The organism is Rhizobium sp. CIAT894 (genome assembly GCF_000172795.2).
Lineage (GTDB): Bacteria > Pseudomonadota > Alphaproteobacteria > Rhizobiales > Rhizobiaceae > Rhizobium.
The window spans coordinates 507,975-531,847 of the sequence record NZ_CP020947.1; the positions used below are offsets into that span (position 1 = coordinate 507,975).

The 23,873-nt window shown below is 62.4% G+C and carries 21 protein-coding genes; 8 read left to right on the forward strand and 13 right to left on the reverse strand.

All coding sequences use genetic code 11. From position 1 onward, the window contains the following. The first annotated feature begins 23 nt into the window (after positions 1–23). Positions 24–560, forward strand: a complete 537-nt coding sequence (locus tag RHEC894_RS02525; RefSeq protein ID WP_085735959.1) for a glyoxalase superfamily protein — start codon at positions 24–26, stop codon at positions 558–560. 358 nt (positions 561–918) lie between these two features. Beyond that, complete coding sequence (locus RHEC894_RS02530; RefSeq protein ID WP_010069540.1) at positions 919–2,064, forward strand: IS4 family transposase; 1,146 nt, start codon at positions 919–921, stop codon at positions 2,062–2,064. Between the two features lie 187 nt (positions 2,065–2,251). Here the strand turns inward: RHEC894_RS02530 and RHEC894_RS02535 are convergent, their stop codons facing one another. Next, the gene (locus RHEC894_RS02535) at positions 2,252–2,734 is read right to left on the reverse strand and encodes an anthrone oxygenase family protein (RefSeq protein WP_085735961.1); all 483 of its coding nucleotides are present in this window, start codon (positions 2,732–2,734) and stop codon (positions 2,252–2,254) included. Between the two features lie 97 nt (positions 2,735–2,831). Here RHEC894_RS02535 and RHEC894_RS02540 point away from each other — a divergent pair, with 97 nt between their 5' ends. From RHEC894_RS02540 to RHEC894_RS02550, 3 genes are all read left to right on the forward strand, one after another. Continuing rightward, positions 2,832–3,485 (forward strand): TetR/AcrR family transcriptional regulator, encoded by a 654-nt coding sequence (locus tag RHEC894_RS02540; RefSeq protein WP_085735963.1) that lies wholly within the window; start codon positions 2,832–2,834, stop codon positions 3,483–3,485. A 71-nt stretch (positions 3,486–3,556) separates the two neighbouring features. Further along, entirely contained in the window at positions 3,557–4,246 is a 690-nt protein-coding gene (locus tag RHEC894_RS02545; protein WP_085735965.1) for an orotate phosphoribosyltransferase, read from the forward strand. 62 nt (positions 4,247–4,308) lie between these two features. Next, the gene (locus tag RHEC894_RS02550) at positions 4,309–5,235 is read left to right on the forward strand and encodes a carbohydrate kinase (protein WP_085735967.1); all 927 of its coding nucleotides are present in this window, start codon (positions 4,309–4,311) and stop codon (positions 5,233–5,235) included. A gap of 626 nt (positions 5,236–5,861) precedes the next feature. Here RHEC894_RS02550 and otsA read toward each other — a convergent pair. The 3 genes from otsA to RHEC894_RS02570 all read right to left on the reverse strand — a co-directional run bounded on the left by otsA (position 5,862) and on the right by RHEC894_RS02570 (position 11,217). Further along, positions 5,862–7,253 (reverse strand): alpha,alpha-trehalose-phosphate synthase (UDP-forming), encoded by a 1,392-nt coding sequence (gene otsA, locus RHEC894_RS02560; RefSeq protein WP_085735971.1) that lies wholly within the window; start codon positions 7,251–7,253, stop codon positions 5,862–5,864. 498 nt (positions 7,254–7,751) lie between these two features. After that, positions 7,752–9,377 (reverse strand): glucose-6-phosphate isomerase, encoded by a 1,626-nt coding sequence (gene pgi / locus RHEC894_RS02565; protein ID WP_085735973.1) that lies wholly within the window; start codon positions 9,375–9,377, stop codon positions 7,752–7,754. Positions 9,378–9,516: 139 nt separating this feature from the next. Continuing rightward, the gene (locus RHEC894_RS02570; RefSeq protein ID WP_085735975.1) at positions 9,517–11,217 is read right to left on the reverse strand and encodes a long-chain fatty acid--CoA ligase; all 1,701 of its coding nucleotides are present in this window, start codon (positions 11,215–11,217) and stop codon (positions 9,517–9,519) included. 248 nt (positions 11,218–11,465) lie between these two features. Between RHEC894_RS02570 and RHEC894_RS02575 the strand changes: the two genes are divergently transcribed. Further along, the gene (locus tag RHEC894_RS02575; RefSeq protein ID WP_085735977.1) at positions 11,466–11,858 is read left to right on the forward strand and encodes a PRC-barrel domain-containing protein; all 393 of its coding nucleotides are present in this window, start codon (positions 11,466–11,468) and stop codon (positions 11,856–11,858) included. A gap of 166 nt (positions 11,859–12,024) precedes the next feature. On the opposite strand, the gene RHEC894_RS02580 is transcribed toward RHEC894_RS02575, so the two are convergent. The 8 genes from RHEC894_RS02580 to RHEC894_RS32830 form a co-directional block, all read right to left on the reverse strand. Continuing rightward, positions 12,025–12,963 carry an IS110 family transposase gene (locus RHEC894_RS02580; protein WP_085735979.1) on the reverse strand — a complete coding sequence of 313 codons (939 nt, stop codon included), beginning with the start codon at positions 12,961–12,963 and terminating at the stop codon, positions 12,025–12,027. A gap of 351 nt (positions 12,964–13,314) precedes the next feature. Then, on the reverse strand, positions 13,315–15,771 hold the full coding sequence (locus RHEC894_RS02585) for a glycoside hydrolase family 2 protein (RefSeq protein ID WP_085735981.1): 2,457 nt from the start codon (positions 15,769–15,771) through the stop codon (positions 13,315–13,317). Positions 15,772–15,779: 8 nt separating this feature from the next. Then, positions 15,780–16,175, reverse strand: coding sequence for a VOC family protein (locus RHEC894_RS02590; RefSeq protein ID WP_085735982.1), 396 nt, complete (start codon positions 16,173–16,175; stop codon positions 15,780–15,782). Positions 16,176–16,321: 146 nt separating this feature from the next. Next, positions 16,322–17,071, reverse strand: a complete 750-nt coding sequence (locus RHEC894_RS02595; RefSeq protein WP_085735984.1) for an ABC transporter permease — start codon at positions 17,069–17,071, stop codon at positions 16,322–16,324. After that, positions 17,068–18,012 carry an ABC transporter ATP-binding protein gene (locus RHEC894_RS02600; protein ID WP_085735985.1) on the reverse strand — a complete coding sequence of 315 codons (945 nt, stop codon included), beginning with the start codon at positions 18,010–18,012 and terminating at the stop codon, positions 17,068–17,070. The genes RHEC894_RS02595 and RHEC894_RS02600 overlap by 4 nt, the downstream gene beginning before the upstream one ends. After that, positions 18,009–19,175: an ABC transporter permease gene (locus tag RHEC894_RS02605; RefSeq protein ID WP_085735987.1), complete on the reverse strand. Its 1,167-nt coding sequence runs from the start codon at positions 19,173–19,175 to the stop codon at positions 18,009–18,011. The genes RHEC894_RS02600 and RHEC894_RS02605 overlap by 4 nt, the downstream gene beginning before the upstream one ends. A 66-nt stretch (positions 19,176–19,241) precedes the next feature. After that, positions 19,242–20,150, reverse strand: coding sequence for an ABC transporter substrate-binding protein (locus RHEC894_RS02610; protein WP_010069143.1), 909 nt, complete (start codon positions 20,148–20,150; stop codon positions 19,242–19,244). Further along, positions 20,144–20,374, reverse strand: a complete 231-nt coding sequence (locus RHEC894_RS32830; RefSeq protein WP_010069142.1) for a hypothetical protein — start codon at positions 20,372–20,374, stop codon at positions 20,144–20,146. Before RHEC894_RS32830 ends, RHEC894_RS02610 begins: the two co-directional genes overlap by 7 nt. Positions 20,375–20,571: 197 nt before the next feature. On the opposite strand from RHEC894_RS32830, the gene RHEC894_RS02620 reads away from it, so the two are divergent. Together RHEC894_RS02620 and RHEC894_RS02625 are read left to right on the forward strand one after the other, a co-directional pair. Beyond that, the gene (locus RHEC894_RS02620; protein ID WP_010069141.1) at positions 20,572–21,813 is read left to right on the forward strand and encodes a LysR family transcriptional regulator; all 1,242 of its coding nucleotides are present in this window, start codon (positions 20,572–20,574) and stop codon (positions 21,811–21,813) included. Beyond that, positions 21,810–22,535, forward strand: a complete 726-nt coding sequence (locus RHEC894_RS02625) for a copper homeostasis protein CutC (RefSeq protein ID WP_085735991.1) — start codon at positions 21,810–21,812, stop codon at positions 22,533–22,535. The genes RHEC894_RS02620 and RHEC894_RS02625 overlap by 4 nt, the downstream gene beginning before the upstream one ends. A 314-nt stretch (positions 22,536–22,849) precedes the next feature. Here the strand turns inward: RHEC894_RS02625 and RHEC894_RS02630 are convergent, their stop codons facing one another. Further along, the gene (locus RHEC894_RS02630; RefSeq protein ID WP_085735993.1) at positions 22,850–23,866 is read right to left on the reverse strand and encodes a zinc-binding alcohol dehydrogenase family protein; all 1,017 of its coding nucleotides are present in this window, start codon (positions 23,864–23,866) and stop codon (positions 22,850–22,852) included. Positions 23,867–23,873 lie beyond the last annotated feature (7 nt).

The following is a 23,873-nucleotide window of genomic DNA, read 5'->3' on the forward strand; positions in this document are numbered from 1 at the left end:
GCCGCCAACGGAAGGATGACATCATGCGCGATTTTCGCGATGCCAAGCTCATGGCAAAGACATTGCGGCAGGCGCTTGCCGACCGCGACATTTCCTTGACCCATAGCGAGACGCTCGAAATCGTCGCCCGGCAGTTCGGGCTCGATCAATGGAATATCCTCTCGGCGAAGATCGAGGCTGCGAGCGCTTCGCCCTCGGTGATCGGCATCGAGCCGCCGACGCCGATCTTCCGCATCTTTTCGGTCGAGAAAGCCATGGAATTCTATTGCGGCTTCCTGGGTTTCCACCTCGATTGGGAGCACCGCTTCGGCGAAAACTTCCCGCTCTATTGCCAGGTCTCGCGCGACGGCATGGCACTGCATCTGAGCGAACATTCCGGCGATGCCAGCCCCGGCGCCAAGGCCTTCGTGCGCGTCGCCAATGTCCGCGCCTATCACGCCGAACTCTCCGGCAAGGACTATCGCTACATGAAGCCGGGCGTCGAGGAAGCACCGTGGGGGCTGGAGATGACCGTCATCGACCCCTTCAGCAACCGCATCGCTTTTTGCGAGCAGGCATAGGCGAGGCGGCTGACAAAGTCCGCTGACGCCTCTTTCGTCGTGCACAGTCGTGACATCCCCCCGGGTCGAAGCCTGAGTACAGCAGGGAGGGTGTGGTAAGTGCCGGCCGAATGAAACACCCGCTGTGGCGTGCCTCAGTACGCTGACGGCACGTTTGGCGAAAACGCCAACCCCACTCTCCGTCATCCCAGGCCTTGAGCCTGGGATCCATGCCACGACTGCCGGTGGACCCGGCGTGGATGCTCGGCTCAAGGCCACTGCTGTCCGGTTTAAATTTAGTGGACATGGTGCACGGTGTTGATTCTACTCGTATTCGAGCGTTTCGCGACGATCTCGGACACGAAATAGGAGCAACACCGTGCGGCATGACAATAGCGTCTTTCATGATCTGTTGAAGCGGATTCCGTGGACGATCTTCGAAAGACTTGTGGAGGAGCATCAGGCCGACAAGCATGTTCGGCGGCTGTCGACGAAGAGCCAGTTGATCGCCCTGCTTTACGGCCAGCTTGCCGGTGCCGTCAGCCTGCGCGAGATCGTCGGGTCCCTGGAAAGCCATAGTGCCCGCCTTTACCATCTCGGCGCTCGCCCGGTGTCGCGCTCGACTTTCGCCGATGCCAACGGCCTGCGTCCGAGCGCCGTTTTTACCGAGTTGTTTACGCAGATGCTGGCCCGCGCCGGGCGCGGCCTCAAGCGGGCCATCGGCGAGGCGGTCTATCTGATCGACGGCAGCAGTCTGCCACTTTCCGGGGCGGGATCGCAGTGGGCCCGCTTTTCCGATCAGGCCTGCGGCGCCAAGATGCACGTCGTCTATGATGCCAATGCCGAACGGCCGATCTATGCGGCCGTCACCGCGGCCAATGTCAACGACATCACCGCCGCCAAGGAGATGCCGATCGAGGCGGGCGCCACCTATGTCTTCGATCTCGGCTATTACGATTTCGGCTGGTGGGCGAAGCTGGATGCCGCCGGCTGCCGCATCGTCACCCGCCTCAAGTCCCATACGAAACTGACAGCGAGCGCCGAGCAGGCGGTCAACGAGGATGCCGGCATCCTGTTCGACCGCATCGGCCTGTTGCCGCAGCGCCAGGCCAGGAGCCGCCGCAATCCGATGAACCGGCCGGTGCGCGAGATCGGCGTGCGGATCGAAACCGGCAAGATATTGCGCATCTTCTCCAACGATCTTACCGCCCCGGCCGAGGAGATCGCCGCACTTTACAAGCGCCGCTGGGCGATCGAACTGTTCTTCCGCTGGGTCAAGCAGACGCTGAAAATCCGCCATTTCCTCGGCAACAGCGAAAATGCAGTGCGCATCCAGGTGGCCGTCGCTCTGATCGCCTATCTGCTGCTGCAGATGGCAAAGGCCGACCAGGCCACCATCATAAGCCCGCTGGCCTTCGCCCGCCTGGTGCGCACCAACCTGATGCACCGCAAAAGGATCGACCGCCTGCTAAAACCACGCAACAACCCTCCCGGAAATCCCGGCCAGATGAGCCTCCAATGGTGACACAATTTAAACCGGACAGCAGTGGCTCAAGGCCGAGCATGACGGAGAGTGGGGTAGGCACGGGAGACTATTCACAGCGCAGACGCCCGGTCAGACGCCATCCGCTAGTGAAACCAGACAATGTCAGTCACGGCCTAAACTGACTTGGCAAGGGTGGTGAGCCCGCGGGGCTACCGGCGCCGCTTTCTCAAACCATCATCAGCGCCCGGACGAAGGCGACCGAGGCCAGCAGCGAGGCCACCGTTCGCACATGGTTCCACCACGTCCAGTCCTTGAGATAGGTGCTCCACAGCGCAACCGCTTCCGGCCCGTTGCCGCTCACCTTTTCCAGGGCATCGTTCATCGGCACGTTGAAGATGATGGTCGAAAGGAAGGAGGCGACGACATAGAGCGCCGCTCCCGCCAGCATCAGCGCCGACGCCCCGCCGCGCCAGTTGATCACCGCCAGCACTGCGATGACCAGGCAGAGGATCGCCGTCGGGACGAACAGCACCATGAAGGGCGAGCGGACGATCGTCACGTTGATCGAGTTCATCGCGGCGATGCCCTGTTCCGCCGGGATGCGCGAGAAGGCGGTCATGATGAAGGTCGAGAAGGCAAAGAAGATACCGGCGACAAGGCCGCTGCCGATCGCAGCGGCGACGAGTGAAAGGATAAGGACGATCTGCATGTCGAAGCTCCTTCCTGGATAAAATAAGAGAAACTCTCTCATTTGCGAAATGAGATAAACTCTCTTATTTTGTTTGTCAACCGTGAAGGAGAGAGCATTGTCGGAACAGGCCGTCGCGCCGCGCAGGCGTCAGCAGCATACGGGCCAGCCGCGCCGGATCCCCAGCCAGCAGCGCGGCCGCGAACGCTTCGAAAAGATCCTCGCCGTCGCCGCCGAACTGATCGAAAGCAAGGGCAGCGACGGCCTCAAGATGAGCGAGATCGTCGAGAAGGCCGGCATCTCCTTCGGCGCGCTCTACCAGTATTTCCCCGACAAGAGCGCGATCATCCGGACGTTGGCCGAACGCTTCAACGAAGAGGGCAGGCGCTGTGTCGAGGCGGAATTGGCCAAGGTCGCCGACGCCGCGGCCCTGCAAGGCGCGCTCGCCAATATCGTCGACGAATATTACGCCTTTTTCCGCCGTGAGCCCGTCATGCGCGATCTCTGGCATGCGACCCATACCGACAAGCTGCTGCAGCAGATCGATGCCGAGGACATGGAATTCCACGCCCAGGCGTTTCTCGCCGTGCTCGTCCGCCTGTGGCCCGATCGCGACCACGGCGAGCTTCTGGCGATCGCCCGGCTGACAATGCAGCTGCTGGCCGCCGCCGTGCGCTATGCCGTTTCGCTGGATGCTGCGGAGGGCGCCGAGGCGCTTGTCCTGTTCAAAAAGATGCAGATCGCCGATATCGACCGTCTGTTGCGGGAATAGGCTCGGCTGCGTCTTTAAACGCAGGGCTCTTGCTGCTATTGCCGCAGGGAGCAAAGCTGAAGGAGAGCCGCATGATCCAGACGACATTTCCCGACCGCGCCATGATGGCCGAACTGGTGGCCAAGATGCTCTGGGAGATCAAGGCGGTGCATTTCAATGCCGCCCAGCCCTACAAGCTCTCTTCCGGCATGGCGAGCCCGGTCTATATCGATTGCCGCAAGTTGCTTTCCTTCCCGCGCATCCGCTCGACGGTGATGGATTTTGCCGCCAGCACCCTGCTGCGCGATGCCGGCTTCGAGCAGTTCGATTGCATCGCCGGCGGCGAGACGGCCGGTATTCCCTTCGCCGCCCTGCTCGCCGACCGCCTCGGCCTGCCGATGATCTATGTCCGCAAGCAGCCGAAGGGCCATGGCCGCAATGCCCAGATCGAAGGCAATATGCCGGAAGGCTCGCGCGTGCTCGTCATCGAAGACCTGACGACGGCAGGCGGCAGCATGTTCAAGTTCATCGATGCGGTCCGCGCCGCCGGCGGCATCGTCGATCACGGCATCGCGCTGTTCTTCTACGATATCTTCGGCCAACAGCGCTTTACCGACGGCAAGGTCCGGCTGCATCATATCGCCACCTGGCGTAACGTGCTTGCGGTCGCCAAGGCGCAGAAACTGTTCGACGACAAGACGCTTGCAGAGGTCGAGGCCTTCCTCGATGCGCCGCTCGCCTGGTCGGGACGCAATGGCGGCGTCAGTGAGCTTTCGCTCTAATCAGTTGACAAAAGCTCACTTAATCGGTTGAAGAACATATCACTGCTGTTGGGAGGAATTCGATGATTTTGTGCTGCGGCGAAGCCTTGATCGACATGCTGCCAAGGGACACGACCTTAGGCGAAAAGGGCTTTGCGCCCTATGCCGGCGGCGCGATCTTCAACACTGCCATCGCGCTCGGCCGCCTCGGCATTCCCACCGCCTTCTTCACCGGCATTGCCGATGACATGATGGGCGAAATCCTGCTTGCGACGCTGAAGGCCGCCAATGTCGATTACAGCCCCTGCGCCATCACCCCGCGCCCCTCGACGATCGCCTTCGTCAAACTCGTCAACGGCCAGGCGACCTATGCCTTCTACGACGAAGGCACGGCCGGCCGCATGATCACCGAGGCCGACCTGCCTGCCCTCGGCGACGATTGCGAAGCGCTGCATTTCGGTGCGATCAGCCTGATCCCGAGCCCCTGCGGCGAAACCTATGAGGCGCTGCTCGACCGTGAAGCCGAAAAGCGCGTGATCTCGCTCGATCCCAACATCCGCCCCGGCTTCATTAAGGACAAGCCGGCGCATATGGCCCGCATCAAGCGCATGGCGGCCAAAGCCGACATCGTCAAATTCTCCGACGAAGACCTCGACTGGTTCGGCCTTGATGGCGACCACGACGCGCTCGCCGCCCACTGGCTTGCCCACGGCGCCAAGCTCGTCGTCATCACCAAGGGCGCCGAAGGCGCTTCCGGCTATACCAAAGAGCGCAAGGTGACGGTGCCGAGCGAGCGCGTCGCAGTCGTCGACACGGTCGGCGCCGGCGACACTTTCGATGCCGGCGTGCTGGCCTCGCTGAAGCGGGATGGCCTGCTGACCAAGGCGCAGGTCGCCTCGCTCGACGAACAGGCGGTGTGCAACGCCCTGACGCTCGGCGCCAAAGCCGCCGCCGTCACCGTCTCCCGCGCCGGCGCCAATCCGCCTTGGGCGCATGAGATTGGGCTGTAGGAAGGCGGCACCTCGGAGACGGTCTTGTGATTCCCCAGACACGGCGCCTTTTACAATTTTTCGCGCCGTATTGCGGCGACACGGAAACCATCCAACGATTGTTGGAAATGGTTGACGACAGAGGGTCGTGGTCGCGGGCTCACAATCTCTTCCAGCACATACGCCACAAGACTTTGCGAGCAGAGAAAACGTCCGACCATACTGCAAAGGCTCAGTATCTCTTCGAAGAAGTATGTGCGAAGTCTCTTTACAACCTGTCGAGAGGCCCTGCCCCGTTTGATGTGGACGCACCATTTTGGATAGTTCCAAACGCCCTGTCTCTCGCAAGGCAACTAAATCTCGATCCGGTCGAGGTCGTGGATATCCTGGCGAAAGCTTAAGCCAGCGTCGGCCCTCATCCGGCTGCCGCCACCTTCTCCCCGCTTGCGGGGCGAAGGGACATGCCGCGACGTCTCGGTTCCCTCTTCTCCCCAGCGGGGAGAAGGTGCCCGAGGGCGGATGAGGGGGCCGGCGAAGCCGGTCTTTTCCAAGATACGTCAGCGGATAGATCGCGTGAGGATTGTGCCGTGCGGCCCCCTCATCCGCCTGCCGGCACCTTCTCCCCGAGGGGAGAAGGGGGACCCACGCTACGGCCGAAGATCGGGAACAGCCACCAGATCCCGCAGGAAGTTCTCGCACCACAGCGAGACGTCGTGCGAGAGCAGATGTTCCATCATCATGCTCCAACGGTCGCGGCGCTCCTCAAGCGGCATGGCGAGCCCCCGGGCAATCGCATTGGCGGTGCCTTCGACATCATAAGGATTAACCAGCAGCGCCCCCTTCAGCTCGCGTGCGGCGCCGGCAAAGCGTGACAGCACCAAGACCCCAGGGCGATCCGGATCCTGGGCGGCGACATATTCCTTGGCGACCAAGTTCATGCCGTCGCGCAGCGGCGTGACCAGCCCGATCGTCGCCAGCCGGAAAAGCCCGGCGAGCACGTTGCGGCTGATCGATCGGTTGACGTAGCGGATCGGCACCCAGTCGACCGTTCCGATGGCACCGTTGACGCGGCCGGCCTGTTCGGCGACCAACTTCTGCATCTGCTCGTATTCGGGCACTTCCGATCGCGATTTCGGCGTGACCTGCAGAAAGGTCACCTTGTTCTGGTATGCCGGATTGACGGTGATGAAGCGCTCGAAGGCTTCCAGCCGCTGAATGATGCCCTTCGAATAATCGAGACGATCGACGCCGATGATCATGTCGCGACCTTCGATGCTGCGCCGGGTCTTCTGGACCATCACGTTGTTTGCGGCTCTTTCGGCGAATTCGGCAAAGGCTGCGGTCTCGATGCCGATCGGATAGGCGCCGGCCTTGAATATCCGCCCATGCGAATCGAACAACCCGTTGCCGAGGTCGTCGCCGATGCCCTCCCGTCTGAGATAGCCGGCGAAATTCTGCAGATCATAGTCCGTCTGGAAGCCGACGAGATCGTAATGCGAGAGCCCACGCATGATCTCCTCGTGCACCGGCATGGTGACGAGAATGTCGGCAGGCGGCCAGGGAATGTGCAGAAAGAAGCCGATCCGGTTCTTCAGCCCCATCTGGCGCAGTTCGGCGGCCAGCGGAATGAGGTGATAATCGTGAACCCAGATAATATCATCCGGCTCGATCAACGGCGCCAGCCGGTGCGCAAAGAAGCGGTTGACGCGGAAGTAGCCGGCCATTTCCTTGCGGCCATATTCGGCGAGATCCAGGCGGTAGTGGCAGATCGGCCAGAGAACGCGGTTTGCAAAGCCGCGATAATATTCCTCGACGTCGGTGTCGGTGAGGTCGGTCAGGGCATAGGTGATATTGCCCTTCTGCTGCAGCGACAGCGCGCCCGGTTCCCTGTCGCCGCTTGATTCTCCCGACCATCCCATCCAGATGCCGCCACGCTCCTGCAGGGCTGCCTGCAGCGCGACGGCGAGGCCGCCGGCAGCGGCGCCACCATCTTTGCTCGGCACAGGAACGCGATTGGAAACAACGATAAGACGGCTCATAAGCTTCTTTCAGTTGAGGTGGGACATGAAACGCGAGGTGATGGGCGTCCTGGAGAACTTCCTGAATGTGACGGGGCGATGCTGGGCAAGCACTGATATCGAACGAGCCATCCGGACGAGGGGCCGCCGTATCTGCCGGCGGAAACAATGGAACGGAGCGCCGTCCCGGGCTTGATAGGCCATGTCGTCGGAAGTACCAATTGCACAGAATTTGCTTGAATCTAGGACGATTCCGGCGGAATGGAAGAATTCTTTCTACAATTTTCCATTAGAAGAACGTTTCATCCGGTTGCGCACGACGAGCCCGTCGCGCGGCAGGCCCGCCCCCGACCGCGTCGATGTCAGTTTTGCAATGATGATATTGGCGCCAATGGCGGCGTCGGCAGCTCAATGGGCGCGCCAATCGCAGTCTGTCGGCGGCCCTCTCAGGCCGCCGGAGGACGGGCAGAGACACTTGCCCGGCCGCACGGGTTAAGGTGATGCGCTGCCCTCGAGCGCCTATTTCGCGAGTTTCGCCAGCGCCGCGACCAGCCCTTGCGTCGAGGAATCATGGCCAGCAGCACTCTGCTTGCCTTCAACAACAGGAAGCAGGCCGGTTGCCAGTTCTTTGCCGAGTTCGACGCCCCATTGGTCGAAGGAGTTGATGCGGAACAGTACGCCTTCGACGAAGACGCGGTGTTCGTAAAGCGCGATCAGGCGGCCAAGCGCGTAAGGCGTGAGCTTGTCGTAGACGAAGGTGATCGACGGGCGGTTGCCCTGGAAGACGCGATGCGGGGCGATGAAATCGGCCTTCTTGTCGTCCATGCCCTTGTCGGTCAGCTGCTTCTTGGCTTCCGAGAAGGTGCGGCCCTTCATCAGCGCTTCCGACTGGGCGAGAACGTTGGAGATCAGCAGCTGGTGCTGATGGCGCAGCTCCGGCTCGAAGGCATTGGCGGCGATCATGAACTCCGCCGGGATGATGCTCGTGCCCTGGTGGATCAGTTGGTAGAAGGCGTGCTGGCCGTTGGTGCCGGGCTCGCCCCAGACGACGGGGCCGGAGTTGCCCTCGACCGGCGTGCCGTCGATGGTGACGCCCTTGCCGTTCGATTCCATATCGAGCTGCTGCAGATAGGCCGGGAAGCGCGACAGGCGCTGGTCGTAGGGCAGGATGGCACGGGTGGGGTAACCCAGCACATTGCGGTGGTAGAAGCCGATCAGGCCGAGCAGGACAGGCAGGTTCTCGGTAATCGGCGCCTTACGGAAGTGATTGTCGACGGCATGGGCGCCGTCGAGGAATTTGCCGAAATTGTCCGGGCCGACAGCGATCATCAGCGGCAAGCCGATCGCCGACCAGATCGAGTAGCGGCCGCCGACCCAATCCCAGAAGCCGAAGACGCGGGCGCTGTCGATGCCGAAGGCGGCAACCTTGTCGAGCGCCGTCGAGACGGCGGCGAAATGATGCTGGACGGCCGCTTCGCCGAGCGCCTTGGCGATGAATTTGCGCGCCGTCTGCGCATTGGTCATCGTCTCGACGGTCGTGAAGGTCTTCGAGGCGACGATGAACAGCGTCGTCTCCGGCTGCACCAGCTTTAGGATATCGGCGATATGGGCGCCGTCGATATTGGAGACGAAATGGGCGCGCGGGCCGTCATGGAAGGGCGCAAGCGCCAGCGTCGCCATCACAGGGCCGAGATCTGAGCCGCCGATGCCGATATTGACGACATCGGTGATCGCCTTGCCGGTGGCGCCCTTCAGCGTGCCGGAGCGGATGTCGTCGGCAAACCTGCCCATGGCGGCAAGCACGGCGTTGACGTCGGGCATGACGTCCTTCCCGTCGACCAGCACCGGCGTGTTGGAACGGTTACGCAGCGCCGTGTGCAGGACGGCGCGGTCCTCGGTGAAATTGATCGCCTTGCCGGAGAACATTTCCTCGCGCTTCTTTTCGACGCCGCCTTCTTCGGCGAGCTTGACCAAGAGCTTGAGGATGTCGTCATTCACCGCCGTCTTGGAAAAATCCATCAGCAGGTCATCGAGCGACACGGAAAAGCGCGAAAAGCGCTGCGGATCGGCTGCGAAGGCGGCACGGATGTCGGTTGCCTTGGTGGCATCAGCGGTGCTTTTCAGCTGTTCGACGATGGCGTTCATGGAAGGCTCCTTTGGAGGCGGAAAGGTTGCGGAAACTATTCGCTTTATCGGGGGCAAATCAAGTTCAGCCATGGTTCGAAATATGAAAAAAGCCACCCGCGGCAAGCGGATGGCCCTCATTTTCATAAAGCTGTCAAATTCAGCCGCGCAGGTCCTTGCGCAGGATCTTACCAACAGGCGATTTCGGCAGCTCGGTGCGGAACTCGATGAAACGCGGGCGCTTGTAATTGGTGAGGTTGGCGATGCAATGGGCCTTCACCTCGGCCTCCGTCAGGTTCGGATCCTTCCTGACCACGAAGAGCTTGACCGCTTCGCCCGAATGCCCGTCCGGCACGCCGATGGCAGCCGCCTCGAGGATGCCGGCATGCATGGCGGCGACCTCCTCGATCTCGTTCGGGTAGACGTTGAAACCGGAGACCAGGATCATGTCCTTCTTGCGGTCGACGATCTTGGTATAACCGCGTGCGTCCATGAAACCCATGTCGCCCGAGCGGAAATAGCCGTCATCGGTCATCACCCGCGCCGTTTCCTCCGGCTTCTGCCAGTAGCCGGCCATCACCTGCGGCCCGCGGATGCAGATCTCGCCGACATCGCCCAATGGCAGCGACTTGCCTTGCTCGTCGCGGATATCGAGGTCGGTGGAGGGCATCGGCAGGCCGATCGAGCCGGTGAATTCGGCCGAATCGAAGCGGTTGGCGGTGGCAACGGGCGAGGTTTCAGAAAGGCCGTAGCCCTCCGTCACCGCCGTGCCGGTCATCTTTAGCCAGCGTTCGGCGACCGGGCGCTGCACGGCCATGCCGCCGCCGAGCGACATGATCAGCGAGGAGAAATCGAGCTTGGCGAAATCGGCATTGTTCATCAGCGCATTGAACAGCGTGTTGAGGCCGGGGAAGATATGCACATCGGACTTGCCGAATTCCTTGACGAGGCCGGGAATGTCGCGCGGATTGGCGATCAGGATGTTGCGGGCGCCGAGCGACATGCCCATCAGCGAATTCACCGTCAGCGCGAAGATATGGTAGAGCGGCAGGGCGCAGAGGAAATTCAAGACCTCCGGCTGTTTCTTGCGCTCGAAGGCCGTTCGCAGCCAGAGCGACAGCTGCAGTTTGTTGGCAAGCAGGTTTGCATGCGTCAGCACCGCGCCCTTGGCAACGCCCGTCGTGCCGCCGGTATATTGCAGGAAAGCGATGTCGCTGCCGGCAAGCGTCACCGGCTGCAGCGTCTTTTTCGCCCCTTCGCGCAGCACCTGGGCGAAGCTCTTGTGCTGAGGGATCGACCAGGAGGGAACGAGTTTCTTCACCCGGCGCACGGCGAAATTGACGATCAGCCCCTTGGCCCCCAGCATTTCGCCGAGCGAGGTGACGACGACGTGGCGGAGATCGGTCTTGTTCAGAACCTGCTCCACCGTGCGGGCGAAATTCTCCAGCACGAAGATCGCCTTGGCGCCGGAATCGCGCAGCTGATGTTCGAGTTCGCGCGGCGTATAGAGCGGGTTGACGTTGACGACGACGAGGCCGGCCCGGAGGATGGCGTAGGTGGCGACCGGGTTCTGCAGGACGTTCGGCATCATCACCGCGACGCGGTCGCCCTTCTCGAGACCGGTGCTCTGCAGCCAGGCGGCGACCTTCCGTGTCTGGCTCTCCAGCTCGCGGTAGCTCATCGCTTTGCCCATGCTGGAAAAGGCGGTGCGGTCGGTATAACGGGCGCAGGATTTTTCGAGCAGTTCCGCCAGTGAGGCATGTTCCAGCGGCGGAAGCTCGGCCGGAACCATCTCCGGATAGGCGGCAAGCCAGGGCTTCTCAGGCTTGGCTCCGTTCGGATGGACGGAAATGCTGTTCATCTTGTCCTCTCTCCCTTGCGGCCGCCGCGCCGGCATCGGGCCGGGAATCGACTGAAGGATCCTCCATCTTCCAGTCCGGCAGCTTATGCCATTGCCTGAACGGTTCAAGCCGAATGAAGCTACAATAACCTTGACGTAAACGTCAATATTCACTGCTCGCGCAATCGTGCCGGAGGTTGGGAACTTTGAGTCCGCCATGGCGTTGATCTTGCATCCCCAATCCGAGGAACACCCAAAGGAGATCGACAATGTTGAATCAGGATACCGATGCCAATCGCCGCGACCCGAATGCGAAGGAGACGCATTCGATGATCGCCAGCGACCGCGTCGAAGGCACCCGCGTATATGGGGCCGACGGCAAACATATCGGCTCGATCGAACGCCTGATCATCGGCAAGCGCGACGGTCGTGTCGCCTATGCCGTGCTGAGCTTCGGCGGCTTCCTCGGCATCGGTCACGACCACTATCCGCTGCCTTGGGAAAAGCTGAACTACGACACCCAGCTGGACGGCTACCGCATCGACCTGACCAAGGAACAGATCGAAGGCGCCCCGAGCTATTCGGACGATGACGACACCTGGTACAACGACAATGGCCGCCGGGTTTATGATTACTACGGCGTGCCGCCCTACTGGATGTAACGTCGTCCGATAGGTGGAACTGGAAGGGCCCCGTGCGATGCGGGGCCTTTTTGGTATGTGGTAGACGCACCTTACAAAGGTTGCGAGGAATTGGGAGATCACGGCATGTCCTCTTCTCCCCTCGGGGAGAAGGTGCCGGCAGGCGGATGAGCGACTATCTGGGTTGTCAAGTTGCACATTCGAATTCTCTTCGCGCATCTCGTGCTTTTGCATTGAGAATGACCAGGAGCTTTCGGGCGAGAGCAATACGGACGACCATCTTCGGCTTGCCTGCGCTCTGCAACCTTTGCCTGAAGGCAGCCAGATGCGGATCGTGTCTGGCCGCGACGGCGGCGACCAGGAACAGGATGCCGCGCGGTCCGGAGCGTCCGCCGCGCACCGGCCGGGGACCGCTGCGTTTGCCGCTGTCGTTGGCAATCGGCGCCAGGCCGGCCAGCTTGACGATCGCCTTGTTGGAGATCCGGCCGATTTCGGGCAATTCGCCCATCAGCCGGGCAACGGTGCGGTCGGCCACACCCTTGACCGAGCGAAAGGCCCGATTGAGGCAGGCCCAGAGCGGATCGTCATCGATCATTGAGGCAATCTCGCCTTCCAGCCTGCTGCCCTGGCGCATCAAAAGCGCAATCACCTCGTCGAGGCTTTCCACGATCGCCCCATCGCCGGCCGCACTGCGGCGCTGCTTTTGAACGATCAGGTCTCGCGTGACTTGGGACAGCCGCGTCATCAGCGCCGACAGGCGCAACTGCGCGGCTTTCGGCGGCGACAGGGCAGACAGCCGCTTGGTCTCGGCGTAATGGGCGATCATCGCCGCGTCGATGCGGTCGGTCTTTTCCAGAAAGCCCATGGCCTCGGCAAAGCGGCGCACATGGCGCGGATTGGCAAGCGCGCAGGCGATCCCAAACTCCCACAACAGCAGGAAGGCCTGCCGCTCGTAACCGCCCGACGCCTCCATGACGACGAGTTCGACATTCTCGGCCCGGCAGAGCCCAGCAAGCGCGCCGATGCCGGCCGCATCGTTGCCGAAACGCTTAAACGTCCCGGATGGGCGGATATGCGCATCCAGCCAGTCTTTCGAAACATCCACTCCACATATAACTCTGTTCACGGTAACCTGCCTTGTGCGTGCGGTTGAAGCCAAGCGACTATTCGGTCGTACGTGACGATGACGAAGATCCCAGGCTCATCCACGGTTGTAACCGGAGGGGGGACGGGCGACTTCGTCACGCCTCTGGCCGGGTGGCCACCCGGCCAGAGGCTCAATCGCTTCCATCGCACGAAATTACTAACGTGCAGATACAAGGGGGCCACACGGCGAACCCTCACCTAAAACCTATTCTGGCACGTTAATGCCAACGTCGCTTATCTTCGATAGGCCGGCGTCTTCGGCCCCCTCATCCGCCCTACGGGCACCTTCTCCCCGAGGGGAGAAGAGGGAGTCGAGACGTTGCGGCCGCCTTTATTGCTGCCCTGCAACAAGATCATTGGCGGACCGCAGCACCGTCCCGATCATGATGTCCGAAGCGACGATCGTCTTGCCCGTCCTTACCGCAAACACATGGCTCTCTCCTGGCAGCAGCGTCACCAGCATCGTATCAACGACGGCATCCGGATCCAAACGATCCGCCATCAGGCAGAGATCCTTGATGAAATTCTGAGCCGTCACCGTGACTGCAAAGCAGCCGCCGATCGTGGTGACGTCGACGCTCAGCCGCGGCGCTTGCAGGGCGAGGTCGATATCCTCGACGAAATAGTGAAACGCCCGCCTGTCCAGCATCTCGACGACAATAACTTCATCACTAGGTAAGTCCGGAGTGACGATATCGCTCGGCAGCGGAAACTCCTTCGCCTCGAAGCGGTCGCAGAGCAGGCGCCAGAATTCGAATTCGGCAAGGACGCTGCCATCGAGCTTCAAACGTCTGCCGCTGATTTTCGCCCGCCAGAACAGCGTCCGTTCGTTGACCGCCACTGCCGCCAGTCCACCGTCGCGCGGCTGGATGGTCAGCAGGCGGGGATCATAGGCGGCCTTCAGCGCATACCAGAGCGGCTTGCGGCGCCCGGCCGAGTCGAGGGCCGACCAGGAGGTCACCGGCCAGCAATCGTTGAACTGCCAGACCACCGCACCCTTGCAGACAGATCGGTGCGAGCGCATGTGCTCGATGCCGAAGCGGATGGCGCGGGCCTGGTTGAGCTGGGTGGCGAAGTGCCAGTCGTCTATCGTCTTCGGCTCCGGCAGGTGGCCGGCCAACCCTCGGATCAGCTTGTCATTGCCCTGCGTCGCCTTCTGGTGATGGAAGACGCCGTTCGATTGCGGCGTCAGCGGCTGATCGTGGACGCTTTCTTCGATCGTCGCCCAATTGGCCGGCGCCTGCCAGCCGAACTCGGAGCAGAAGCGCGGGATATAGTTGCGGTAGACCTCGTAGCCGACATCGTTCCACACGTCCCAGATATGTTTGCAGCCATGCGCATCGGCATTCGGCGCGATCTCCATCGAGCCGGAATAGGGGCTGCCGGGATAATAGGGCCGGTCGGGATCGAGTTCGCCGCAGAGCCTCGGCAGAAGATCGAGATAATAGCCGAGCCCCCAGCTTTCGTCAGCCTTGATGATCGGTCGCCAGCCCCATTCGTCGAAGCCCCAGATATTCTCGTTATTGCCGTTCCAGAGGACCAGCGAAGCATGCGGCATCAGCCGCACGACATTGTCGCGCACCTCGGCCTCGACTTCGCTTCGAAGCGGTTCCTCCTCCGGATAGGCCGCACAGGCAAAGAGGAAATCCTGCCAGACCAGCATGCCCATGCGGTCGCAGGCTTCGTAGAATTCTTCGGTCTCGAAGATGCCGCCGCCCCAGACGCGCAGCATATGGATATTGGCGGTCTTCGCTTTTTCGATCCGGGCGGCATAACGCTCGGCCGTCACCCGCTGCGGAAAGCAGTCATCGGGAATCCAGTTGGCGCCCGCGATGAACAGCGGCACGTCGTTGATGACGAAGGTGAAGGCCGAACCATGCGCATCGGCTGCGGTATCGAGCCTGAGCGAACGGAAGCCGAGTTTGCGCTCCAAGCTGTCGAGTCGATCGCCGCTGGTCTCGTCGATCAGTTCGAGCGTCAGGGGGTAGAGCGGCTGCGCGCCGAGATGATGCGGCCACCAGAGCTGCGGCGAGGGCAGGGTGATCTCGAAGGCGACCATGTCTCCGCCAGGCGCGATCGCTGCAGTCGTGGTCACACCGCCGATCTCGGCGACCAGCCGGCACGGGCCGGGATTGCCGTGGCGTGCCAGCCTCGCATGCACCTTCACCAGCCCGTCGCCGCCGGCAAGCGTCGCCGACACCCGTGTCTCGGCAAGCCGCGCCCGATCCCAGCTTTGCAGCGCGACCGGCTTCCAGAGGCCCGCCGTCACCAGCGTCGGCCCCCAGTCCCAGCCGAAATTGCAGGCCATCTTGCGCATCAGATTGCCCGGTCCCGGATAGTTGTTGGGCCGATAGCCGTAGTGCTTCTCCATTTCGGCGCCATAGGCATAGGCGGAGCGGAAGGTGACGGAGAGTTCGTTCTCGCCCGGCTTCAGCAGGCCATAGACATCGAAACGGTAGATGCGGTGCATGTTGAATGTGCGGCCGATCTCCTGACCATTGAGAACGATGGTGGCGATCGTATCGAGCCCGTCGAAGACGAGTTCCTGCGCCCTGTCTTCGTCAGGCGTCGCCTCGAAGCGGCAGCGATAGGTCCAGTCGCTTTTGCCGATCCAGTCGCTGGTGATCTCGTTGACGTCGACATAGGGATCGGCAATCAGCCGGCTGGCGAGAAGGTCGGTATGCACGCATCCCGGCACCGTTGCGGGTATCGTGTCTGGCAGTCCGGGCCTTCCTGTATCGTTACAGGTCAGCGTCCAGCCGGAGTTGAGCACGGTCTTTTCGATCATCGGATATCCTAGAGAAACCGGCCGTGGCGCTGCAGCACTTCGACCTTGTAGCCGTCGGGATCGCTGATGAAAAAGAACAGGCCGAACAGCTTGCCGTCGCGGTTGAGTTCGACCAATTCGCCCGGTTTGAACCCGAGTTTCAAGAGCCGCGCGCGCTCGACCGCGACTTCCTCGACGGAGACGGCGAGGTGGCCATAGGCATTGCCGAGATCGTAGGCTTCGGTGCGGCCCTTGTTGACGGTCAGCTCCAGCTCGAAGCCGGTCTCGGCATTGCTCAGATAGATCAGCGTGAAAGTGTCGAAATCGACGCGGTCGGCAACCGAGAGGCCGAAGGCCTTGCTGTAGAATTCGACCGAGCGCGCCTCGTCGAGAACGCGGATCATGGAGTGGATCATCTTCGCCAAGGCGGCCTCCCGTTGCACTACAGCGCCGCGCGTCTTTATAGACGTGCAAAGGACGCTGTAGCACTTTGAATTGCTGCGTAATTCCTTAAATCGGAATCGATTTAGGGAATTATGCAGTAGTCACTGCAGCCTTGGTAGCGGTCCTCTTACGCCAGGCGCAAGCCGATTCTTCGGGTGATCGCTGCTTCCAGAAGGCCCATAGCGTCATAGATCAGCACTGCCATCAGGCCCACGATCAGCCCGCCCTGCAAAATGAAGGCGGTATTGTCGGATATCAGCCCGGCGATGATCACCTCGCCGAGGCCCTTGGCCGCAACCGTCGAGCCGATCGTCGCCGTGCCGATATTGATGACGGTCGCGACCTTCAGCCCTTCGAGGATCAGCGGCAGGGCAAGCGGCAGCTCGACGCGGAAGAGCCGCTGCGTCGCATTCATGCCCATGCCGTCGGCGGCATCGAGCACCTGCGGCGAAACCTGCTTCAAGCCGGCGACGGTGTTTTCGAAGATCGGCAGCAAGCCGTAGAGGAAGAGCGCAATCAGCGTCGGCATGGCGCCGAAACCGGTTGCGGGGACGGCGAGTGCCAGCACCGCGACCGGCGGGAAGGTCTGGCCGGCATTGGCGATGGCGCGCGACAGCGGCAGGAAGTCGGCGCCGCTTTCCCGCGTCACGAAGATGCCGCCGGCAACGGCGAGCACGGCGCTGCAGGCAATCGACCCGACCACCAGCTGCAGATGGCCGGCGGCGAGCGACGCGAGGCTGTTCTGCGTATAGACGGCAGGCGCATTGTTGCTGGTGAGCGGCGTCAGCAGGAAGGAAAGCCACTCGGTCCTGAACAGCAGGATGAGCAGCAGGGCGAGTGCGGCCAGCCGGAAGAGATTGGCGACAACGAGTTTCATGCCTTGCGGCCCAGTTCGAGCAGGCGGCTCATCGAGATCGATCCGACCGGCGCCTTTTCGCCGTCCTGCACTGCCGCCTCGTCGACCCCCTGCCAGATCATTTCGGCAAGCGCATCGCGCAGGCTGAGCGACTGCGGCAGGGCATAGGAAAGACCGCCCTTGACCGGCTGCATGCTTTCCTTCAGCGGCAGCAGCGACATCAGCTTCAGCGCCCGGTCGGAGGTGCCGGTCAATTGCTGCACGAAAGGATCGGCGGGTTCGGTCAGGATCTTTTCCGGCGGCGAGCATTGCAGCAATCGGCCCTCGCTCATGACGGCGATCTGGTTGCCGAGATGGAAGGCCTCGTCCATGTCGTGGGTGACGAGGATGATGGTCGTGCCGAACTGCTTCTGGATTGCCAAGAGGTCGTCCTGCGCCTTGCCGCGAATAACAGGGTCGAGCGCGCCGAACGGCTCGTCCATCAGCAGCAGTTCCGGCTCGGCGGCGAGCGCCCGGGCGACGCCGACGCGCTGCTGCTGGCCGCCGGAAAGCTGATGCGGATATTTCTCGGCAAAGGTCGCCGGATCGAGATTGAACAGCCCGAGCAGTTCCTCGACCCGTCTGGAAATGCGCATGGAATCCCAGTCGAGAAGCTGCGGGACGGTGGCGATATTCTGCGCCACCGTCCGGTGCGGGAAGAGGCCGTGCCCCTGGATGGCATAACCGATCTTGCGGCGAAGCTCGGTCACCTCGACGTCGACGACATTCTGCCCGTTGACGAAGATCTGACCTTCGGTGATCGGCACCAGCCGGTTGATCATCCGCATCAGCGTCGATTTGCCGGAGCCCGACGTGCCGACGATGACGGTGATCTCGCCCTTCTCGACATTCATCGAGACCTTGTCGACGACGGTGGCAGCACCATAGCGCTTGGTGACGTTCCTGATCTCGATCATGCTCATGCGGCGGGTCCCCGGATGCTGTCGATGACCGCATCGAGGATGACGGCCGATGAGAAGGCGAAGAAGACGGTCGGCACGGCGCCGAGCAGCACGAGATCCATGGCGGTCTGGCCGAGCCCCTGGAAGATGAAGATGCCGAAGCCGCCGCCGCCGATCAAAGCGGCGATCGTCACCATGCCGATTGCCTGCACCAGCACGATGCGGATGCCGGTGAGGATGACCGGAAAGGCGAGCGGCATGTCGATACGGACAAGGATCTGCCGGCGTGTCAGCCCCATGCCGGCCGCGGCATCGCGCACCGAGGGGTCGACGCCCTGCAGGCCGACGACGGTGTTGGCGACGATCGGTAGCAGCGAATAGAGCACCAGCGCAATCAGCGCCGGCGCCGTGCCGATGCCGCGAATGCCGATAGCGGCGGCCAGCGCCACATGGGTGGCGAGATAACCGAGCGGCAGCATCAACAGGCCGAAGAGGGCAAGACTGGGGATCGTCTGGATGAGGCTGAGGCCCTGCAGCACGACGGCCCGCAGCCGTGGCACCCAGAAGCAGAGGATGCCGAGCGGCAGGCCGAGAATGATGGCGATGGCAAGCGAACCGAAGGCGAGCAGCAGATGCGAAATCGCCTCCGTCTCGAATTGCGGCGTCCGCGTCGAGAATTCCTTCATGATCGACAGGCTGTCGAGCAGGCCGGAAGAGAGGAAGGCGAAGAGCAGCGCCGTATAGGCAACAAGCGCTGCGACCCGCATCCACGGGGCTAGCCGGATCTTGACGAGAGCATCCGAGATGATGAGCCCGATCACCGCAAACAGCACCCAGAAACTGCCGCCGGGCGTCATGCGCGCCACCGTGCTGCCCGGCGGTGTGGCCGCGGCCGAGACGAGGCCGATCGCAGCGATCAGCGCCGCCAGGCAGAGTGTGGCGATGACAAGCCGTGCCAGAGCCTGGCGCAGGAACAGCGCGGCCAAAGCGGTGAGGATGAGAAGCACGGTGAGGGTGATGACGGAAGGCTGGGGAAGAAGCTGCGTCAGCAGCATAGGCTTGCCGGCGGCGATGCGGTTCGCCTTGACATAGATGAAGGGCATCAGCGCCGTCGCTGCGATGCCGCCGACCACCAGAACCACGCCGAGCCGGTCCAGCCTGCGGACCGCTGAGGTTTCTTCCATCAAATCAACCCTGTCTGGCCTACCGGCAAAGGGAGGCTCCGCCCGCAAGGGGCGGAGCGGCAATGATTACTTCAGGAAGCCTTTTTCCTTGAGATAGGCTTCGGCGACGGATTTTGCCGGCTCGCCGTCGACCTGGATTTTGGCGTTGAGTTTGCGCAATTCGTCGGCGCTCAGGCTCTTGAAGATCGGCGAGAGGATTTCCTCGATCTTCGGATTGGCCTTCAGCACCTCCTCGCGGATGATCGGCGTCGGCGCATAGACCTGCTGCACGTTCTTGTCGTCTTCGAGAACGGTAAGCTCGGCCGCTTGGATCGCGCCGTCGGTGCCGTAGACCATGGCAGTGTTGACACCGTTGGTCTGGTCGGCCGCCGCCTTGATCGTCGCCGCCGTATCGCCGCCGGAGAGAACGACCATCTGGTCGGGCTTCAGCTGGAAGCCGTAGGTCGTCTGGAAGGCGGGAAGCGCGCCGGCCGAATTGACGAATTCGGCCGATGCCGCAAGCTTGGCTTCACCGCCGCCGGCCACCCATTTGCCGAAGTCCGTCAGGCTCTTCAGCTTGTTCGGCTCGGCGACGTCGTTGCGCACGGCGAGCGCCCAGGTGTTGTTGGCAGGCGACGGCGTCAGCCAGACGATCTTGTTGGCGTCGTAATCGAGCTTCTTCGCCAGCTCATAACCCTGGTCGATGTTCTTCCAGGCCGCGTCGTCGGCCTTGTTGAAGAAGAAGCCGGCATTGCCGGTATATTCGGGATAGATGTCGATTTCGCCAGCGGTGATCGCCTTGCGCACAACAGGCGTGGCGCCGAGCGCAATGCGGTCCTGTGTCTTGATGCCGTTGGCTTCGAGCGCGAGCGCAATAACATTGCCGAGCAGCGTGCCCTCAGTGTCGATCTTCGACGAGACGACGACATCCGCGGCATGGGCCGCACCCGCCGCGAAGGCGGAGAGCGAGACGGTGAGTGCGAGTTTCTTCAGCATGGAAAGTCCCCTTCGTTGACACCGTTGAATATGGCGCAAACCTCGGCGGGAGGCCTGCGCGCAGAAAATCCGCCGGCACCGGCGACCACTTGGGCCGCCATGCCGGAATTGCGTGCGTCATGGAAATAGCGTGCACGCTCGAAAAATCGATGCAAGCCCCCTCCAGTATTTGCCGTCGCGGCACGATTATGGCGGCGAATACGTGTCCAGGCGCGGAAACGCATTCCCTTTTCCAGGGCCGGCGCGATTTGTTTTTGTCCCCTTGCGTGTTTCCACGATATTCCCCGGCTCTTTCGCGGATTCCCGCCGGCCGGATTTTTCTATGACGAAACGATAGCCCGGCTCTCTGGAGGCAGGGATATCTTTTTTCGTGAACACATCATATCGTCCGGTTTTTCCAGCGCTTTCCGGAGGGAGAGATTTGCATCTCGGCGCCCTGTTCATCAGCTACCATGTCCTGACGTCAGGCTCGGTCCGCGAGACCGCGCGGCGCTTCGAACTGTCGCCGTCCACCGTGTCATCAGCCCTCCGCCATCTCGAGACCGAACTGGCGATGAAGCTGACCGAGCGCGCCTCCGGCGAGTTGGTGACGCTGATTGCAAGCGGCAAGGTGCGGGAAGGCCTGACGCCGATCACCGCTGCGATCGGCGAACTCGGTCAATTCACCGGTCAGGACGCCGCGGCTGTCGACGCCTATGAGGCCTGGGCAGCCCGCATCCCCGTCAAGATCGTCACGATCGAGCGTTTTCTCGAAGTCGCCGATCAGGGCAGCATCAACCGTGCCGCCCGCCGCCTTCGCCTGGGTCAGCCGCAGCTTTCGCTTCAGCTTGCCAATCTGGAGAAATTTCTGGGTCACCGCCTCTTCGATCGGCAGGCGCAGGGCTCGGTGCTGACGGAAGAGGGCAGGCGCGCCTACCAGATTTTCACGACGATCAGCCAAGCCTGGAACGATCTGAAATCGCAGGCCGACGAGCGTTACCGGCGCACCGCCCGCTCGCTGCGCATCGGCTCGATCATCCCCACAGGATCGGAAAGCTGGGTGGCACGCTGCCTGGGCTCACTGGTCTCCGAATGGAATGTGCGGCGCAGCAACAATGCGATCTCGCTGGTCTCGATGACCGCCGACGATCTGCGCGAGGCGCTGAAGAGTGGCCGTATCGATGTGGCGATCCTGGATTCGGTTTTCGGGCTGGAGAGCTTTCGCCATCGGAAATTGCTGCAGACCGATATGGTGGTGATCGCGCCGCTTGATAGTACCGGAACCACAGTCGCCGATCTCGTCGCCGGCCACGCCATCTGCATGCCGAGCCCGCGCACCGGCCTCGGCCATGCGGCGATGGCCTTCAGCGACGAGCGCGCTCCCAACCGCCGCCTGCGCAGCCGGGATATCACCGCGGCGGATTCGCTGCCCGTGATCGTCGACCTCGTCGCCAATCACGGCTACGTCTCCTTCCTCGGCCGGGTCAGCGCCATGCCGATCGCCGACAAGGTGCGCATCGTCGATCTCGACGAACACCTGCCGATGTCCTATCACGTCGCCTTCAACCATCGCAAAGCCGCCGCCGATGCCTGCGCCGTCATCATCGAAGCGGCGGCGAGACTTACATCGGAAGCCGTCGCGCAGACCATGGCGCGCGCCGAAGCCAGGGAGAGCGCCGCGTGACCATCCTGCTGGAAGTGTGTGTGGATAGCGCCGAGGGCCTTGCCGCCGCGGTCGCCGGCGGCGCCGGCCGGATCGAGCTCTGCTCGGCGCTGGAGCTTGGCGGCCTGACGCCGCTGCCGAGCCTGATGCGGATCGCCGCCCGGGCGCCCATCCCGGTCTACGCAATGATCCGCCCGCATGCCGGCCCCTTCATCTTCGGGGCGGCGGACGAGGAAGCGATGCTGCTCGATATCGATGCCGTGCGCGCCGCAGGCCTCGCCGGCGTCGTCATCGGTGCCAACCGGCCCGACGGCACGCTCGACATGCCGCTGATCCACCGGCTGAAAGCGCATGCATCAGGCCTCGGCTCGACGCTGCACCGCGCCTTCGACCTGGTGCCGGATGCCGATCAGGCGCTGGAACAGGCGGTCGAACTCGGCGTTGAGCGCATCCTCACCTCCGGCTGCGCGCTGAAGGCCGCCGACGGAATCGAAACCCTGCAACGCCTCTCGGCCAAGGCTGCCGGCCGCATCTCGATCATGCCCGGCAGCGGCATCCGCCCGGCCAATGTCACCGCCATCTTACAGACGACCGGCGCTCGCGAGATCCATGGTTCCTGCAGCTCACCTGTGGAAAGCGCCGACCCCCGCGCGGTCGCCTTTGGTTTCGAGGCGAAGAGTGCGAATAAGACGGATGTTGCGGTGGTCAGGGAGATGTGTAGGGCGATTGCGGCGGTGGGTTAGCAGTTTCGCAATTCCGGACGGAAAGCGTTTTGTGCTTTTGAAACACGCAGTGCTTGCCGCATGGGTCCTCGGGTCAAGCCCGAGGATGACGGAGGGTGGGGGAGCCGATGTGGCAAGGACCGCAAGGGTGTGTGGTTCTATTGGAATTGCCGTCTTTGTCTAAGCGATCCGCACACAAAACCACCCGCGCATTTTGCTGGGATTCTTCCGAATCTCCCGCCTCTTGCCGCGTGGGTTTCCCCACTCTCCGTCATACTCGGGCTTGACCCGAGTATCCATGCCGAGCACTCCACGCGCATGTTCGGCGCCGTACCTCAACCAACCCGGATCACCGCCTTGATCAACCCGCTCTTCTCATGCGCCCAGCGGGCGAGGTCGCGCGGTGCGTCGGCGAGCGTCGTGCGGTGGGTGATGAGCTTGTCCACCGGCACCAGCCCCTTGGCGATCGAAGCCGCCACATGTTCGAAATCGACGCGGGTGGCGTTGCGGCTGCCGATCAGCATCATTTCGCGCTTGTGGAATTCCGGGTCGGAGAAGCGGATGTCGTCCTTGACGACGCTGACCAGCACCAGCGCGCCGCCATGGGCGACGAAGGAGAAGGCCTTTTCCATCGACGGGCCGTAGCCGGTCGCATCGAACACCACGTCGAAACCGTCGCCATTGGTCTTTTCCTTGACGGCTTCGGCCGTCGCCTCGTTGGCGACGATGCCTGATGTGAAGCCGAAGCGCTCGGCCGCCATCTGCAGCCGCTCTGCGCTGGTATCGAGCAGCGTCACGTCATGGCCGGCGATCCGCGAAAAGATCGCCGCCCCGAGCCCGATCGGCCCGGCGCCGATGACGAGCGAGCGTGCGCCGGCGCCGGTCAGCGAGCGGCGGACCGCATGGGCGCCGATCGCCAGAAATTCAGTTGTCGCCGCCGCTTCGAGGCTGAGGCCTTGGGCGGGATAAAGGTTCTCGGCCGGAACCGAAATTTCCTCGCAGAAGGCGCCGTCCGTATGGACGCCGAGCACCTTGATATTGGTGCAGCAATTCGGCTTGCCCTTGATGCAGGCGACGCATTGGCCGCAGGAAAGATAGGGATTGACGATGACGGGGGTGCCGGCCGTGAGTGCTACGCCGTCGCCCGCCTCGATCACCGTCGCCGAGATCTCATGCCCCATCACCCGGGGATATTCGAGGAAAGGGTGCTTGCCCTCGAAGATATGATAATCCGTGCCGCAGATGCCGACATGGCTGACGGCCAACCGCACCCAGCCGGGCGCCGGTGCGGCGGGCGAAGGGCGTTCGGCGATCTCGAGCACGCCGGGCTCCCGGCAAACGACTGCTTTCATGACGGAT